We start from the raw sequence: 17,240 nt of genomic DNA on the forward strand, positions 1-17,240 counted from the left end.
GCCCTAGTGCTCGCGTTGCAGTCCCTCAACTTCGGCAGGTGTCCGACGGATAACCCTTGCCGGCGATCCAGCAGCAACGACGTGATCAGGAAGGTCATGCAAGACCACACTTCCCGCGCCGATCACGGCGTTGTGACCGATCGAAACTCCTGCACCGACAGTGACTGAGGCGCCGAGCCACGTGTTCTCACCGATGACGATCGGAGCAGCCCGCTCCCATCCCTCGCGACGCCGGCGATGATCATCGACAGGGTGCAACGCTGTCATCAGTTGGGCTCCAGGCCCGATCCTCACGTCCGCGCCGATTGTGATCAGCGCATCATCCATGAAGAACCCGTTCGCGTTGACGAATGCGTTTACTCCAAGCCGAATGTTGTATCCGTAGCTGCATTGGAACCGCGGCACCACCAAAGCTCCCTCACCTACCTCACCCAAAAGGCTGGCGAGAGCCCGCGAGCGGACAGCATCCTCGTCCGCCGAAGCCCCATTGAACGAGTCGAGTCGACGCCAACACTCCAGCCGCCGCTGCCTCAGCTCGTCATCATCGAGATACCACTCACCACGAGCAAGACGATCCGCCTGTTCTCCCACACTCGGATCGTCGCACACCGCGCCACGGCACCCCTGTTGGGCGCGTTGCACCCGACAAAGCGCTACAACAGAAGGCCTTCCATGCCGCCCAATTTCTCGAGCTCAGCTCAGCCGCTCGATGATGGTGACGTTCGCGGTCCCACCACCCTCACACATGGTTTGGAGTCCGTACCGTCCATCAATGCGGTCCAACTCGTGCAACATCGTGGCGAACAACTTGGTGCCAGTGGCCCCAAGAGGGTGGCCCAGTGCGATTCCACCACCGTTGGGATTGACCCGGGAGGGATCTGCACCCGTCTCGATCAACCAGCTCAGAACTACCGAAGCGAATGCCTCGTTCATTTCTACGGTATCCATCTGGCCGATCGCCATGCCGGATTTCGCCAGTGCATACTTCGTCGCGGGTATCGGCGCCGAGAGCTGCAGCATCGGATCGTCGCCGCGCACGCTCATATGATGAATGCGCGCACGTGGCTTCAATCCATGAACCTCGAGCGCCTTCTCGGAGACGATCAGGGCCGCTGATGCGCCGTCACAGATCTGCGAAGCCACAGCAGCCGTCAGCAACGAGCCATCCCTCAATGCGGGCAGTGCAGCCATCTGCTCCATGGATGTCTCTCGTGGGCATTCGTCAACGACGCATTGGCCCAATGACACTGTCTCACGCTCGAATCGGCCGTCTGTGATGGCAGCACGGGCACGCTGATGCGATTGCAGTGCCCACTCCTCCATGTCTTCACGGCTGATACCCCATTTCTTGGCAATCAGGTCGGCGCCGACGAACTGTGAGATTTCGGCCTCGCCGAATCGTGCTGCCCACCCCCGGGACTTGCTGAAGGGCGTGTCGAATCCGTACTCGTTGCCGGCACGCATTGCCGCCGAGATAGGAATCGAGGACATGTTCTGCACACCGCCGACAAGCACCACATCTTGGGTCCCGCTCATGACCGCTTGCGCTGCGAAGTGGACGGCTTGCTGTGAAGATCCGCATTGTCTGTCGACTGTCGTTCCTGGGATGTCCAACGGTAGGCCTGCTGAAAGCCAGGCAGTGCGGGCAATGTTGCCCGATTGCGGCCCGATAGCGTCGACACAACCGAAGATCACATCGTCGACGGCCATCGGGTCCAGTCGAGTGCGGTCGAGAATCGATGTGATCACGTGGGCCCCCATGTCCGCTGGGTGCTCTCCTGCGAGCGAGCCGTGCCGTTTACCCACCGGAGTGCGGAGCGCATCGACGACATAAGCCTGAGGTGCAACCATACGAACTCCTTCGAAATCGAACTTTGTCGGGCTTTCGATGTCGCACACACTCTAGCGATCAAGCATTTGTTTGGTAGATGAAACGTGATTTCGAGACCCGCAGCCACCACCACAGGATTGGTCTCCGCACTTCTATCCAACGAAATCCACTGCTGTCGCAATCATTCGACAGTTAGAGGCTCGACCCCCAAACGCGGCTTGGCTGCCCACGCCGCAGACCCCTCACGCCAGCGTGAAACCGCGAAAGATGCGAGAACAGCTGCGGGAGTGCATCTTCGAGCGGAACGAGCGCATCATCCATATCCATTGCCTTCCCTGAGAAATCGTTCAGCCCGCCTTGCGAACAACACCAGCTTTGTCGAGCTACACCGCAAGCCGGCTGGCCGATGGCTGGAAAGTTAGTACTTTCGGTGGAGCCCAGCACGATTGGGCTATTCACCGCCCAATACAGGCTTCGTATACCGATACGCGTTGCAGGACAACGATTCTACAAACGGTCACGCACTCAGCGATTCATGAACCGCCGCTGGCTCGAAAACTGGATCCCCTTGCGGTAATTGCGCTCCGGGTAGAGCATGGGCACCACACCGTCTTCGATTACCGGAGGTTACCGTGACGAATCTCGTACGCCGACTATCTGCCTGCGTATCCATAGTGGCCGTATCGGTTCTCGCGCCCGCAGCCGTTGCCTCCGCTGCGGTCACCGTTCCGTTCCAAATCAACCCGGCGCCTTTCGGGAACCCAAACGGCAGCTTCGACGCACCCCCTGTCCACTGTGTGGCGGTAGCCGGCGAACAACCTGGCACGGTGACGATCACCGGCGCCAAAGACGAGCGGTGGGGTTGCATGCTTTCGACGGAAGTGCGCTGGATGAACCTCTCGACAGGAGCCTCCGGCACCGGTCGGCTTTCTGGCGACAACCAAGGAACCCCGGGAGAGGCAACCCTGCAGACTGGAGCCGGGCAAGTTGCCGTCGCCATATTGCCTGCCGCCGGACCTGTCACCCCGGGTTTCGCAACCTTCTTCGTCCCATAGGCAACCCTCAAACCCGGGACACCTGCTGTACGAACGACCCGTCGCCACACAATCGTGTGGCGACGGGTGAGGGCTTTCCGTTCTCCAGTTGTACGCCTACAGCTTCGCGCTGATGAGCGGCACGATATGTTCAGCCGCCCACATCGTTCCGATCGGGCCACCGCTCGTGATTGCCCACAGAACGTCGCCACCGTCGGCGGTGCGAGGAGGCAGAGCGACCCAACGACCGGAGGACACCGCTCCCAGCGCTTGGAAGAGCTTCCCGCCGGTCAGCTTGTCGAAATCCTCCTCGCTGCCGGCGGCACTGCGGCCGATCAGCAGGAAGTCCGCATCGATGTTCTCGAGAAGTTCCTCGCCGACACTGCTTTGGGTGACGAACTCCTGTGCACGCGGGTTCTCGGCAAAACCGAGCTCGCCCAAGAAAGTTGCCGGAGCCGAATCGGGCGCTGAAAGGTACTGCAGCCCATTGCCGGTTCCGTAGAAGATCGCCCAGGTTGCGGTCAGGCCAGTGAGTTCAGGGTTCTCCTGACGCACCTTCGCAAAATACCGATCATGGTCCGCCACGATCTTTTCGGCTGCCTTCGAGAGGTCGAGTGTCTCGCCGAGTACGCGGATCGATTCCTTCCACGGCACGAGCATCCGCGACTTCGTGTCGGGGCTCGTCACCACCGGTGCGATGGAGGACAAACGTTCGTAGTAATCGCCCATCGACAAACCACCCAGGCCGTCGGCCCAGCCGACGGCGACGATGAGGTCAGGTTCGCTCGCGGCGATCGCTTCGACGGGAAGTGTGCCGCCCATCGCGAACTCGAAGGTGTCGAGATCCTCTGCGCCGTAAGGCAGCAAGTACGACTGGGAAGCCGACTCCTTGACCATCGACGAGGAGAGAACGGGTTTGACGCCGAGCGCGAGGAGCATTTCCGTGTCGACGGCATTGGGGACGATTGCGGCAACCCGCTCCGGGCGCTTCTCGAGAATACTTGTACCATATGGCGATTCCAGGGTCAGCGGGTAAGTAGTCGTTCCTTCCGCAGCGGGAAGGGCGTTCCCCTCCGAACCGGGAGTGGACGCCGTTTTCGAGTTTTCGGCCGAGGCCGAGCACCCGGACACAAGGAGCGCTGCGGCGAGCGCGGCCCCGATCAGTCCGATGATCCGTGATCGTCTGGTGCGCAGGACTGTCATTTCTGCCTTTCGGTGTTATCGAGCGCTTCGGTCTTACCGAGCGATGGAGCCGGGTCAGGAATCTGTGCGCACTGTGTCGCTGCGTTTCCAGTAGCCGGTGAAATCGATGTCGGTCTTCGCAGTTCCTCGATCACGAATCAAATGACGCCGAAGCGAGCGAATCGTCGCCTGTTCGCCTGCAAGCCAAGCGAATACGCGTCCGTCAGGCCATTCGACTGCACTGACCGCGTCGAGCAACAAAGAAGTAGTGCCGGGCTCCGCCCCCTCGCGTGGCAACCACGTGACACTCACCCCGGGCAACTCGCGCACCGATTGAATGTGAGCCGAGTCCGCAATTTCGACGAACACATGCCCCCTGGCATCGGCAGGCAATTCCTCGAGCAGACGTGCGATCGCAGGTAGCGCCGTCTCGTCACCGACGACGAGCAGATACTCGCAATCTTCCGGGAGTCCCTGCGATACAGAGGGACCCGCGATGTGCATTCGGTCGCCCGGGCCGGCGTCGCGCGCCCAGGTGGTAGCAACTCCACCGCCGTGAACGACGAAATCGACGTCGAGTTCACTTGTTCGCGGATCGTAACGGCGCACGGTGTACGCGCGGGCAAGTGGACGGCGTCCCGCTGCGAAAGTCACAGTGCCGTCGACTATCACCGGCAAGACCGGATCGGTTTCGCCAGGATAGGCGAACAACAATCGGAGGTCGTCGTCGAAGCCGGTGCTGACGAAGGCGGGCTCGGCAAAGTCGTCGGCGTTTGTGAAGGTGTCGAGCTGCGCTCCGGTGAGCGTCACTCTCCGCATGCCCGGCGTCACGTCTGTCACCCGACGTACCTCGAGTTCACGCAAGGTGACTGAGTACGCTGTTGTCGGACGGGTGTTTCGGGGCACGGAAAGACTCCTCGGAAGCGCACAGACGGGGGGTTCGACCCACGCTCGATCTCGGCGGAAGGGCCATTGAATAAAGCTAGCCTCCCCTAATCGGCTACGGTTATCCGTGCGTGCCGACTTCTTACACTCATCGGTGGCTGCGTGAGAAAGCATCTGAATCGGGAGGGCATACGTGGGACCACGGTTGGTGTTCTCCGCGGGCGAAGTCCCCGAGATCCCCGCGTCCCGACTCTCCTCGATCGCGAATGCACGTGAGCCACTGCTCTTCTGGGTACACACCGGACACGCGGAACTACAGATCGGCGACCGCACCCGCAGCGTGACCGCTGGGGCGGCAACCTGGGTGCCCGCGGGAATCGCCTACAGCATCCGAGTCGACCCGGGAGCGGTCGCGTTTCCCATTCCGATGCCCGCTGCCGACCTGCCGCCCACGTTGAACCGGATCATCGATTTCGAGATCCCGGCAGCCTGGCAGGACTGGCTCGTCCACCAGTTCGCGCACAACTTGGGATTTCTGCGCGGTGGGGCGACTGTGGGAGCCGGACTACTCGAGCTTGTCGCGGGGGCCCATTCCAACGACGCCGACGCTTCGGTGTCGTACGCCCCACCGAATTTGCCACGCTCGGCCGAGACCCTCGAGATCGCTCGCACGCTTCTACGGACGCCAGCCGACGACACGGAGCTTTCCCAGTTCGCCCGGCAACTCAAGATCGGCGTCCGCACCCTGCAGCGCCGATTCACGGAGGAGACGGGGTTGCCTTTCGCGCGTTGGCGCACCTCGGCCCGGATCGCGGCAGCAATCGCATACCTGAACTCCGGCCGCGAAATCGGATGGACGGGTGGGCAGGTCGGATTCGCGACGCCCGCGGGATTCACCCGTGCCTTCCGTGAACACACCGGTGTGACACCCAGTGACTACACACGTGCAAACCAAGGCTCAGCGCCGATCCATGAGAACGAGACCTTGGCACAGAGCGTCGTACTCTTGTCCGAGGAAGGCGCCCACTCAGGCTCGGCGCCGATACCGCCGACGATTCCCGCAAGCGGAACGTGGGCCAGGGTCAACAACTTTCACGTCATCGTCTGGATCTACCGAGGCTCCGCCCGGGTCACTTTCGGCGACCGAACCTGGAATCTGAGGCGGGGCGACGCGATGTGGCTTCCCGCGGGAGTACGCAACAGCGTCGAGATCGCGGAGGGTTCGCTTCTACTTCCGCTCGGATCCCAGCCTGGCGACTCTCCCGTCACTGCACCGCCGCCACGAGTGCTGCACTTCGCGCGCGAAGCGGAGGCGTATCTGTTACACACGGTCGTTGCGAATTACACCCTTCTGCGCCCCGAAATCCATGACCCAGCGAGGATCTCGAGGCTGATCCGAAACAGCGCGGCGACGCGGACACCCGGCGGCCGAACCGATCCTGTCGAAACGATCCTTACCGCACTCCGCGCGGACCCCACCGATTCGCGCACGCTGCCGGAGTGGAGCGCTCGACTCGGCGTCGACGAGGGCCTGCTCCACAAACGCTTCGTAGCGGCCACCGGCCAGAGCTTCCCGCGCTGGCGCGGTCAGTTGCGGATGACCCTCGCCCGCGCTTATCTCGAGGAGGGCTTCTCGGCCGGAGAGACCGCCCGTCGACTCGGCTACGCGCACGCGTCCGGATTCACCAAGGTCTTCATCGGTGCCCACGGCATGTCGCCCCGGGACTACCAGCGCCGTGGATGGCGGGGAACGGTCGAAGGACTCATCGACTCGTGACCTTCCGACGGATGAGTCCTTCGATCCGTCGTGTCGCCCGCCGAAACGGTCTCGAACTGGCACTACTTCCTTGACTAAATTTTCAGTCAAGGTTTACGCTCCATGCAAGCAGGACGCGGACCGGGCGCGCACGCACACAGCACAAGGAGTCACCGCAATGCAAAGACGTCGGTTCATTCAGGCAGGCGCCGCTGCGCTCAGTGGCCTCTTTTTGGCAGGTTGCGGCGATTCCGACTCAGCCTCGCGCGGGAGCGATGGCAGCAACGATCTTCGCGAGTGGGTGATGCCGGAAGAGGGGGATCCGCACAAGCGCACCTGGATGGCGTTCGGTGCCAGCGAAGCGATCTGGGGAGCAGCCCTCCTGCCCGAGGTCCAGCGCAACCTCGCGACGATCGCGCAGACCATCGCGCAGTTCGAGCCCGTCTCGATGCTTGTTCGTTCCGAGGAACTGGACTTGGCTCGCTCCCTCGTCGGCCCATCGGTCGAACTGATCGCCGCGCCTCTCGACGACCTCTGGATGCGCGATACCGGCCCCGTATTCGTGAAAGGCAACGGGACCAAAGCGGGTATCGATTTCAACTTCAACGGTTGGGGCAAGAAGCAGGATTTTGATCAGGACGGCCAGGTCGCAGCTTTCGTTGCCGCCCGCGCGGGAGTCGAATCATTGCCTACCGACCTGATCCTCGAAGGCGGCGGCATCGAGGTCGACGGCGAAGGCACAGCCATCATCACCGAAAGCTGTGTACTCAACAACAACCGCAACCCGGGATGGTCGAAGTCGGACGTCGAAGCCGAACTCGGTCCCCTGCTCGGTCTCGACAAGATCATCTGGCTACCGGGAATCGCCGGCAAGGACATCACGGACGGCCACACGGACTTCTACGCCCGTTTCGCACGCCCAGGTGTCGTGGTCGCAGGCCTCGACACAGACCCGGAGTCGTTCGACCACGACGTGACCGCACGTCACCTCGAGATTCTCCAGAACGCGACCGACGCACGGGGACGGAAGCTGGAAGTGGTTGTCCTCGAGGCGCCGGTCGCGATCAGGCCCGACTTCGAATCGGATGATTTCGCAGCCGGATATATCAACTTCTACGTATGCAACGGCGCGGTCATCGCACCCGAGTTCGGTGACCCCGAGGCCGACCAGGCCGCCAGAAGTGAATTGGAGCGCCTCTTCCCCGACCGCCGTGTCGTGCAGATCAACATCGACGCCATCGCCGCGGGTGGTGGCGGCATTCACTGCACCACCCAGCAGGAACCCGCGGACTAGAAACCTGTCCCGACCACCCTCGTAGAATTCGGACTCGTGTCGAACCGCCAAACGCAAATCTTGGAAGCAGCAGTCCGCGTCATTGCCCAACACGGCGTACGCGGGCTGAGGGTGGAGACGCTCGCTGCCGAGGCCGGAGTGTCGACGGCACTCATCTACTACCACTTCCAAAACCGCGCAGGTGTGCTGCGCCGGGCCCTCGATCACATCAACGATCGCGCCGCGCTGTACACCGAAAGTGCCTTCACGGAGACAGACCCTCGTGCGCAGCTCGAGCAGATGCTCCTGCTGGAGTTTCAGAATTCCCCGAAGATTCGGGAGAACAGCATCGCCTGGGGTGAACTCCGGGCAAGCGCAGTCTTCGCCGACGAGCTGCGCGAACCGCTACGCACCACGACGCAAGAGTGGGCAGACGACGTCGAATCCTTGATCCGCCAAGCGCAGGATGCCGGGCTCGCTGATCCGAAGGCAAGCCCGGCCGACGCCGCCGAACGACTCACCGCCCTGGTCGAGGGTCTGAGCGAACGCTGGCTGAGCGGCTCGATCCCCATCGAACGAGCCAGAGAACTGCTCACCGGCGCGATCAGTGTGGAGATCGATCCGAGCTAGCCTCTACCGCTCGCCGACGCCCTTCGATTCCGGAGACAGAGCCGGGAACCAGATGTCGGTCAGAACTTCGGCGGCCTGAATCCGCGTCACATCGATTGTCCCCTGCACGGCCCAGCGTGTGAAGAATCGCTCCAACTGACTCACGAGCAGTTCGACGCGCAACCGTGCCTCGTCGTGCTGTTCCTCCGGCCAACGGCCCAGGTACTTGGGCATGGCATTCGGTAGTTGGGTCATACCGTCTCGCGCTGTCTCGCGGAACTCCGGTTCGAGTGCCACGGCCTCGTCCCAGGCCGGCAGCAGGCGTTTGTTCTCGTCGAACCAGTCGAAGGCACGCTCCAACCAAGCCGTGAATTCCACGCGAGAGTTCGTGTCGAGAACCCGATCGAGATCGATGTAGAAAGCGAACGCACTCGCCGCCATCCCGGCCGCGCCGATCGTTTTGAGCATCTCCACTTTGCTGGCGAAATGCACGTAGAACGTGGCTCTACTGCATCCGACGACCGAGGCGATGTCATCGACCGTCACGGCCGCGTATCCCCGCTCCTCGAACAGAGTGCGTGCGGCGTCCACGAGTTTGGCCCGCGTCGCGCGTTTCTGCTCGTCGCGAAGGGTTCCCCGCCTGTTCTTCGGGCCGTCCGTAGTCGTGCTCACGTCGCCCACCTTGCTCGCATTTCAACCTCCTGGCAAATCACCGACTCGCCGTCACCAAAAAACATTGCGTCATTCATTGACACAACGTCAGCGAGTGGCGCACTATGACTCAAGTCACTTCTCGGGATTCGATTCTTCTTCTCGCACGCCCGAGACAGAACAGAAAGCGATGGCGAATGAGCCCCTCCCCCTTGCCGAGCGTGTGCATCATCGGCGCCGGGCCTACCGGAATCACGACGGCCAAGCGAATGAAGGAATTCGGAATACCCTTCGACTGCTACGAAGCGTCCGACGAGGTCGGCGGAAACTGGTACTACAAGAATCCCAACGGGATGTCGGCCTGCTACCAGAGCCTGCATATCGACACGTCGAAGTGGCGCTTGGCATTCGAGGACTTCCCGGTCTCTGCCGACCTTCCCGACTTCCCGCACCACTCCGAACTCTTCCAGTACTTCAAGGACTACGTCGAGCACTTCGGACTGCGTGAGTCGATCATCTTCAACACCAGTGTTGTTGCCGCAGAGCGTGATGCAAACGGACTGTGGACCATCACGCGCTCGGACGGCGAAGTCCGTACCTACGACGTCCTGATGGTCTGCAATGGTCACCACTGGGATCCCAACATCCCGGATTACCCAGGCGAGTTCGACGGCGTCCTCATGCACAGCCACGGCTACAACGACCCGTTCGATCCGATCGACATGCGCGGCAAGAAAGTAGTCGTGGTCGGAATGGGGAACTCCGGCTTGGACATTGCTTCCGAACTGGGGCAGAGATACCTCGCCGACAAGCTCATCGTCTCGGCGCGCCGCGGCGTGTGGGTGTTGCCGAAATACCTGGGCGGCGTGCCGGGAGACAAACTGATCACCCCGCCCTGGATGCCGCGTGGTCTACGACTGTTCCTGAGTCGTCGATTCCTCGGCAAGAACCTGGGAACCATGGAGGGCTACGGACTACCCAAGCCAGATCACCGCCCCTTCGAGGCACATCCGTCAGCCAGTGGCGAGTTCCTCGGACGCGCCGGGTCAGGCGACATCACCTTCAAGCCGGCGATCACCAAACTCGACGGAAAGCAGGTTCATTTCTCCGACGGCACCGCCGAGGACGTCGACGTGGTCATCTGCGCCACCGGCTACAACATCAGCTTCCCCTTCTTCAGTGATCCGAATCTGCTGCCGGACAAGGACAACCGATTCCCACTGTTCAAACGAATGATGAAGCCCGGAATCGACAACCTCTTCTTCATGGGACTCGCGCAGCCCATGCCGACGCTCGTCAACTTCGCCGAGCAGCAGAGCAAGCTCGTCGCGGCCTACCTCACCGGTAAATACCAACTGCCGTCCGCGAACGAGATGCAGGAGATCACCAAAGCCGACGAGGCGTACTTCCTCGCCCCCTATTACAAGTCGCCGCGGCACACCATCCAGCTCGAGTTCGATCCCTACGTCCGCAACATGAACAAGGAAATCGCCAAGGGCACCAAGCGTGCTGCGGCCTCCGGAAACAAGCTACCTGTTGCCGCGCGTGCAGCAGCACACGAACTCGAGAAGGCGGATCGCGCATGAGTCTGGTGAACGGTCACTGCGACAACGAGTTCGACGCCGTCCGCACCGCCTTCGAGGCTCAACTCGAATCCGGTGAAGAACTCGGCGGCTCTGTTGCCATCACCGTCGCCGGAGAATCCGTGGTCGATCTCTGGGGCGGGTACGCCGACGAATCCCGTACCACTCCATGGGGCAGCGACACCATCGTCAACACGTTCTCCATCACCAAGACCATAACGGCCCTGTGTGCGCTCCTGCTGGTCGAACGCGGCCAATTGGACGTGTACCAGAAAGTTGCTCACTACTGGCCCGAATTTGCGGCAAACGGTAAGGAAGACATCGAAGTTCGCCACCTCCTGTCGCATACGTCTGGCGTCTCCGGTTGGGAGCGCCCGATCGAACTGACGGACATCTACGACCTCGAGGCGTCCACCGCTCGCCTCGCTACCCAGAAGCCTTGGTGGACCCCAGGTACGGCGTCGGGCTATCACGCGATCAACTACGGCCATCTCGTCGGTGAGGTCATTCGTCGCATCGACGGGCGAACTCTCGGCAGGTTCTTTGCCGAAGAGCTTTCCGGTCCACTGGGAGCCGACTTCCATATCGGCACGTCCGCAGAGCATTTCGGTCGAATCGCCACCATGGTTCCGCCGCCCGCGTTGGAGTTCGACCTGTCCACGCTCGACCAGGACAGCATCTTCATCAAGACCCTGACCTGCCCACTGCTCGACTACCCCGAGGTCAACACCGCACCCTGGCGGGAAGCCGAGATCGGCGCAGTCAACGGCCACGGCAACGCACGTTCTATCGCTCGGGTCCAATCCCTGATCTCGAACGGTGGTGTGCTCGACGGCCGGAAGCTGCTCTCGCAGAGCACCATCGACCTGATCTTCGAGATCCAAGCCGACGGTATCGATCTCGGGATCATGACACCACTCAAGTTCGGCATCGGCTACGGACTGCCACATCCGGTTACCGCGCCACTGATTCCCGACGGACGCACCTGCTGGTGGGCAGGTATCGGCGGCTCGATGCTGGTCAACGATCTGGACCGACGGATGACCTTCGCCTACGTCATGAACAAGATGGCACCGGGTCTGATCGGATCCGACCGCAGCAACGCGTACCTGAGCGCCGCATACAACTCCGAGGTCAGCGAGGTCAGCTCATGAAGGCAGCCCAGCTCATGGGGCCCGGGCTCCTGGAAATCAACGACGTGCCGGTCCCGGAGATCGGCCCGTCGGAACTACTGATTCGGGTGGGCGCAGCGGGAATCTGCCACTCCGATCTCCATCTCCTGCACTTTCCGTACAAGATGCGCGAAGAACCGCTGACAATCGGCCACGAAATTGCCGGAACGATCGAAGCCGTCGGGAGTGGCGTCGACGGCCGTTCCGTCGGAGAGCGTGGCGTCGTCTACCTCTGTTGGTCATGTGGACAGTGCCGAGAATGCATGAGCGGCAACGAGAATATGTGCCTCGCCGCTGGACGCACCGCGATGCCGCCCTGCCCCGGGCTTGGTCCCGAAGGCGGGATGGCCGAGTACGTCAAGATCCCGGCTCGCTCATTCGTACCCATCGGAGACCTCGACTTCCTGCAGGCCGCACCTCTCGCCGATGCGGCACTGACGAGCTACCACGCCATTCGCGGTGCCCGCGAACATCTCCAGCCCGGTGCCACCGCCGTCGTGATCGGCGTCGGCGGACTCGGTCACGTTGCAGTACAGATACTTCGCGCAATCAGTGCCGTGCGCATCATCGCCGTCGATGTCGGACAGGATCAACTCGATCTCGCCAAACGTTGCGGCGCCGACATCACGCTCGAATCGGGACCGGACACCGCGCAGCACATCCTCGACCTCACATCGGCCAGGGGCGCAGAAGTCATCTTCGACTTCGTCGGTATCGACGCAACTGCACAGATGTCCGTTCAAGCGGTTGCGCCGAACGGCGCGTATCGCATGGTAGGTCTCGGAGGCGGAAACCCCGGAATCACTGCCGAAGCTGCCGGCGGACCAGGCTGGCCGTGGGGCGCATCGATCCGGAAGTCGTACGGCGGCACCAGAAACGACCTCGTCGATTCCATCGCCCTGGCACAGGCCGGTCTGGTAACGGTAGAAGTAGCCCGCTTCGACCTCGCTGATGCCCGCGACGCACTCGACCGTCTCGAACACGGCAAGGTCACCGGACGCGCAGTGCTCGTACCCTAATCTTCGAAAGGCACTTCACGTGACTACTTCCGCTGATACACAAGCATTCATCGCGTCCGTCATGGCCGGGCTGACCGGCCCCGGTGGTCCTTTCGAGATGCAAGTCGAGGATGTACTGGGCAGTTCGATGCCCGTCATGAAGAACCGTGACAAGGCACTCGGCGACGTGCTCGCTGCATCCTTCGACTACGGATCACGCGACTATCTGGTGACCAAGGACCGACGCTTCAGCTACCTCGAGCACGGCGAGGCCGTAGCAGCATTGGCGACGGCGCTCCGCGAGCGGTACGGCGTCCGCAAGGGTGATCGGGTCGGCATACTTGCTGCCAATACGCCGGAATGGGTGATGACCTTCTGGGCGGCTCAGTCCCTCGGTGCCATCGCCGTCGGATTCAACTCGTGGTGGGTGGCCCGCGAGGTGGCGTACGGCATCGATCACACCACCCCCACAGTGGTGATCGCCGACGCCAAACGCGCGCAGATTCTTTCCGAACTGAACACCGATGTTCCCGTACTCACGATGGAAGAAGATCTACCTACCTTGATGGAGAAGTATTCGGGATCGACACTGCCCCGTACTTCCGTCAACGAGGACGATCCGGCCGTCATCCTGTACACGAGCGGAACCAGTGGCCGCCCCAAGGGGGCTGTTCACAGTCACCGAAACGTGTTGGCCGTCATCGACTACCACCGCTACAGCGATCGCCTCGCTGCGGCGTTCACCGGCAAACCCAGCGACGGCCGACCGAGTGACTTGCGGTATCTGCTGACCGCGCCGCTGTTTCACATTGCAAGCCTGCATAACCTGGCGATCCCACGACTCGCGACGGGCGGAGCGGTGGTCATCCATCAGGGCGCCTTCGACGTCGACGAAGTCCTTTCCCTCGTCGAACGCGAGAAGGTCACAAACTGGGCGGTGGTCCCCACCATGGCAACCCGTCTCCTCGAGTACGGCAGTCTCGAGAAGTACGACCTGACCTCACTGAGCGCCTTTGCGCTCGCGTCTGCGCCGTCATCTCCGGCCTTGCAGGACCGACTGCGCGCACGACTGCCTTTTGCGCAGCACACCTTGGTCGACAGCTACGGGCTCACCGAATCCTCCACCGGCATTTCAGTTGCCACACCACCGGAACTTGCCGCGTTCCCCGGAACTCTCGGCCGGCCGATCATCGGGGTGAGCGTGGAGGTGCGCGACCCCTTCGGTGTTGCAGTCCCCGACGGCGAGGAAGGTGAGATCTGCGCGCGCAGCGCCTATGTGATGTTGGGGTACTGGAACGACGAGACCGCGACTGCAGCCGCTATCGGTCCTGATCGATGGCTCCGAACCGGCGACTTCGGAGTATTCGAGGACGGCCGACTCCGCCTGACGGGTCGCCGATCCGACCTGATCCTGCGCGGCGGCGAGAACGTCTACCCTCTCGAAATCGAGCAGACCATCGACGAGCATCCCGCCGTACTCGAATGCGCTGTGATCGGCATTGATTCGGCAGACCTCGGCCAAGAAGTTGCAGCCGTCGTCGTTTTGCGGAGTGAGGGAGCCGCCGGCGAAGAAGAACTACGCGACTACGTCGCCGAGCGACTGGCTTACTTCAAGGTGCCGGTGAAGTGGAAACTGAGCACAACTCCTCTGCCCCGCAATGCAACCGGAAAAACGATACGTGCAAAGGTGGTTCTCTCATGACCTACGACGCCGTGATCAACAACGGTCTGTGGTTCGACGGCACCGGGGCCAAACCAGCTGTCCGCAATCTGGGTATCCGCGATGGGTTGGTTACTGCCATCTCCCTCGATCCACTCGACGAAACCGACTGTCCCCGTGTCATCGACGCCAGGCGCAAGTGGGTGATCCCGGGCATCGTGGACATCCACACTCACTACGACGTCGAGATCCTCGAAGGCCCGGCGCTGAGCGAATCTCTCAGACACGGGGTCACGTCGATCTTTGTCGGATCGTGTTCCCTGTCCACCATTCACGCCAGCCCCTCCGACGCGGGTGATCTCTTCGGCAGAGTAGAGGCAATTCCGCGTAAGCACGTCGTCGACGCACTCAACCGTGCCAAGACCTGGAACTCTGCGAGCGAGTATGTTGCTGCACTAGAGGCGCTTCCGCTAGGTCCCAATGTTGCAGCCTTCATCGGACACTCCGATATGCGGGCCGCCGAGATGGGACTGGATCGTGCTACCAGGAAGGATGTCCATCCCACAGACGCCGAACTCGCGTCGATGGAAGCACAGTTGACCGAAGCTCTCGACGCAGGATTCGTCGGGATGTCCAGTCAGCAATTGTTGTTCGACAAACTCGACGGCGAGACCTGCCGCTCACGCACGCTGCCGTCGACGTATGCAACCACGAAAGAACGACGCCGACTCAATGCGATCCTGCGCCGTCGGGGACGGGTATTTCAGGCCGGACCTGACCTCTCCAACCCGATGAGTACCGGAGCGATGGCGTTCTCCAGCGCGGGTATCTGGCGTAAGCGACTCAAGACGAGCATGCTTTCGGCGGCCGACATCAAGTCCAACAAGTTGGCCGTGGTGATACTCGGCCCACTGGCACACTTGGTCAATCGACTCGGCGGCGACCTGCGCTGGCAGCACCTGCCAGTTCCCTTCGAGGTATATGCCGACGGCATCGACCTGGTTGTCTTCGAGGAGTTCGGATCCGGCGCTGCAGCACTGCATCTGACCGACGAGATGGAACGCAACGTCCTCATGCAGAGCGAGGATTACCGTCGACAATTCCGCAAGGACTACGACCAGAAGTTCGGTGTCAAAGTTTGGCATCGCGATTTCTTCGACGCCGAGATCGTGTCCTGCCCCGACGAATCCCTGGTCGGCAAGAGCTTCGGGCAGGTCGGCGTCGAACGTGGCGGCCTCCACCCTGTCGATGCATTCCTGGATCTGGTCCTCGAACACGGCACGAAAGTGCGTTGGCGCACAACCATCTCGAACCACCGGCCGGAGGTTTTGGACAAGTTCGCCCAGGACAATGGCGTCCAACTCGGGTTCTCCGACGCCGGAGCGCATTTGCGCAACATGGCGTTCTACAACTTCGGCTTACGCCTACTACGACGTGTCTACGATGCCCAAAAGGTCGGCCGTCCGTTCATGACCGTCGAGGCAGCGGTGCATCGTCTCACCGGTGAACTCGCCGAGTGGTACGACATCGATGCCGGGCACCTTCGATTAGGTGATCGCGCCGACCTGGTTGTGATCGATCCCGCTCATCTCGACGATTCGCTCGACGCGTACGCGGAAAGCCCGGTTGTGGAGTACGACAACCTCTCCCGCATGATCAATCGCAACGACCAGACCGTCACCGCAGTGTTCGTCGGCGGCGAGTACGTCTTCGGCGACGGAGAAGCAGCACCCGTTCTCGGCAACCGCCGAACCGGAAAGTTCTTGAAAGCAGGTGCCCATTAACACGTCCAGATTTGCCGGGAAAACAGCAGTCGTCACTGGAGCAGCATCAGGTATCGGTGCAGCCATCGCACTAAGGCTTATCGACGAAGGCGCACAGGTAGCTGGAATCGACATCGCTGCAGAGGGTTTGAAAGAGATAGCCTCCCAGCACGGCGGGGCCTTCCTCGCCGTTCCCACTGACGTCACCAAGGAATCCGATGTTGCCGAGGCCCTTGCCGCGGCGGCGGCGGAATTCGGCGGTATCGATCTGGCTTTCAACGTTGCCGGTGCGTCGAGGGTGGGGCAGATCGTCGACCTCGACGAGGCCGACTGGGACTTCACCATCGACCTGGTGCAGAAGGGCGTCTTCCTCTGCACCAAACATGAAGCGCGGCATATCCGAGAGCACGGTCGCGGTGGTGCGATAGTCAACGTGTCCTCATTGAACGCGCACGTGCCGAGCCCCTACGGGAGCGCATACGCGACAGGCAAAGCCGGAGTCGAGATGTTCAGCAAGAATGCCGCGATCGAACTGGCTGCGTCGGGGATCCGGGTCAATGCCGTTCTGCCCGGCCTGGTCGACACGCCACTGGTCGCGCCGGTCATGAACTACGAACCCGCCCGCGACATGTTTCTCAGCCGAATCCCCATGTCCCGAGCGGCAACTCCCGACGAGATCGCGGGCCCCTGCCTCTATCTCGCCAGTGACGACGCCTCGTACATCACCGGAACCAGTCTGGTCGTCGACGGCGGCTGGGAGGTCTCGAACTACCCGGATCTGACGACGCTGGGCAACTAGTTCAGTTACCGGGCAACACCGTGCTCGGACTCAGTCAGTCCGTC

At 61.8% G+C, this 17,240-nt stretch carries 15 protein-coding genes; 10 read left to right on the top strand and 5 right to left on the bottom strand.

Translation table 11 applies throughout. The annotated features are described in order from the left end of the window. Positions 1-3: 3 nt before the first annotated feature. Both RhoBH5_RS10080 and RhoBH5_RS10085 read right to left on the bottom strand, forming a co-directional pair. A complete protein-coding gene (locus RhoBH5_RS10080) occupies positions 4-591 on the bottom strand; it encodes a sugar O-acetyltransferase (RefSeq protein ID WP_039973165.1) in 588 nt (195 codons plus the stop codon). A 102-nt stretch (positions 592-693) separates the two neighbouring features. Further along, positions 694-1,851: an acetyl-CoA C-acetyltransferase gene (locus RhoBH5_RS10085; protein WP_030536178.1), complete on the bottom strand. Its 1,158-nt coding sequence runs from the start codon at positions 1,849-1,851 to the stop codon at positions 694-696. A gap of 654 nt (positions 1,852-2,505) precedes the next feature. On the opposite strand from RhoBH5_RS10085, the gene RhoBH5_RS10090 reads away from it, so the two are divergent. Beyond that, positions 2,506-2,886 (top strand): hypothetical protein, encoded by a 381-nt coding sequence (locus RhoBH5_RS10090; protein ID WP_270008304.1) that lies wholly within the window; start codon positions 2,506-2,508, stop codon positions 2,884-2,886. Positions 2,887-2,982: 96 nt separating this feature from the next. Here RhoBH5_RS10090 and RhoBH5_RS10095 read toward each other — a convergent pair whose 3' ends face one another. Further along, entirely contained in the window at positions 2,983-4,068 is a 1,086-nt protein-coding gene (locus RhoBH5_RS10095; protein WP_270008222.1) for an ABC transporter substrate-binding protein, read from the bottom strand. A 54-nt stretch (positions 4,069-4,122) separates the two neighbouring features. Beyond that, a complete protein-coding gene (locus RhoBH5_RS10100; protein WP_270008223.1) occupies positions 4,123-4,953 on the bottom strand; it encodes a siderophore-interacting protein in 831 nt (276 codons plus the stop codon). A 172-nt stretch (positions 4,954-5,125) separates the two neighbouring features. On the opposite strand from RhoBH5_RS10100, the gene RhoBH5_RS10105 reads away from it, so the two are divergent. From RhoBH5_RS10105 to RhoBH5_RS10115, 3 genes are all read left to right on the top strand, one after another. Beyond that, positions 5,126-6,709 (top strand): helix-turn-helix transcriptional regulator, encoded by a 1,584-nt coding sequence (locus RhoBH5_RS10105; protein ID WP_230359233.1) that lies wholly within the window; start codon positions 5,126-5,128, stop codon positions 6,707-6,709. A 157-nt stretch (positions 6,710-6,866) separates the two neighbouring features. Beyond that, a complete protein-coding gene (locus RhoBH5_RS10110; RefSeq protein WP_270008224.1) occupies positions 6,867-7,982 on the top strand; it encodes an agmatine deiminase family protein in 1,116 nt (371 codons plus the stop codon). A gap of 36 nt (positions 7,983-8,018) precedes the next feature. After that, positions 8,019-8,591, top strand: a complete 573-nt coding sequence (locus RhoBH5_RS10115) for a TetR/AcrR family transcriptional regulator (RefSeq protein WP_003943039.1) — start codon at positions 8,019-8,021, stop codon at positions 8,589-8,591. 3 nt (positions 8,592-8,594) lie between these two features. On the opposite strand, the gene RhoBH5_RS10120 is transcribed toward RhoBH5_RS10115, so the two are convergent. Beyond that, positions 8,595-9,251, bottom strand: a complete 657-nt coding sequence (locus RhoBH5_RS10120) for a TetR/AcrR family transcriptional regulator (protein ID WP_058038401.1) — start codon at positions 9,249-9,251, stop codon at positions 8,595-8,597. Positions 9,252-9,418: 167 nt separating this feature from the next. On the opposite strand from RhoBH5_RS10120, the gene RhoBH5_RS10125 reads away from it, so the two are divergent. The 6 genes from RhoBH5_RS10125 to RhoBH5_RS10150 are packed head-to-tail and all read left to right on the top strand — an operon-like array spanning position 9,419 to position 17,196. Further along, positions 9,419-10,807, top strand: coding sequence for a flavin-containing monooxygenase (locus tag RhoBH5_RS10125; protein ID WP_270008225.1), 1,389 nt, complete (start codon positions 9,419-9,421; stop codon positions 10,805-10,807). After that, positions 10,804-11,958 (top strand): serine hydrolase domain-containing protein, encoded by a 1,155-nt coding sequence (locus tag RhoBH5_RS10130; protein WP_270008226.1) that lies wholly within the window; start codon positions 10,804-10,806, stop codon positions 11,956-11,958. The genes RhoBH5_RS10125 and RhoBH5_RS10130 overlap by 4 nt, the downstream gene beginning before the upstream one ends. Beyond that, positions 11,955-12,995, top strand: a complete 1,041-nt coding sequence (locus RhoBH5_RS10135; protein ID WP_030536186.1) for an NAD(P)-dependent alcohol dehydrogenase — start codon at positions 11,955-11,957, stop codon at positions 12,993-12,995. The genes RhoBH5_RS10130 and RhoBH5_RS10135 overlap by 4 nt, the downstream gene beginning before the upstream one ends. 19 nt (positions 12,996-13,014) lie before the next feature. Beyond that, complete coding sequence (locus tag RhoBH5_RS10140) at positions 13,015-14,676, top strand: class I adenylate-forming enzyme family protein (protein ID WP_007730286.1); 1,662 nt, start codon at positions 13,015-13,017, stop codon at positions 14,674-14,676. Further along, positions 14,673-16,418: an N-acyl-D-amino-acid deacylase family protein gene (locus tag RhoBH5_RS10145; protein ID WP_270008227.1), complete on the top strand. Its 1,746-nt coding sequence runs from the start codon at positions 14,673-14,675 to the stop codon at positions 16,416-16,418. The genes RhoBH5_RS10140 and RhoBH5_RS10145 overlap by 4 nt, the downstream gene beginning before the upstream one ends. Then, positions 16,408-17,196 (top strand): SDR family NAD(P)-dependent oxidoreductase, encoded by a 789-nt coding sequence (locus RhoBH5_RS10150; protein ID WP_030536188.1) that lies wholly within the window; start codon positions 16,408-16,410, stop codon positions 17,194-17,196. The genes RhoBH5_RS10145 and RhoBH5_RS10150 overlap by 11 nt, the downstream gene beginning before the upstream one ends. Positions 17,197-17,240: the final 44 nt, after the last annotated feature.

The organism is Rhodococcus sp. BH5 (assembly GCF_027583855.1).
Lineage (GTDB): Bacteria > Actinomycetota > Actinomycetes > Mycobacteriales > Mycobacteriaceae > Rhodococcus_F > Rhodococcus_F qingshengii.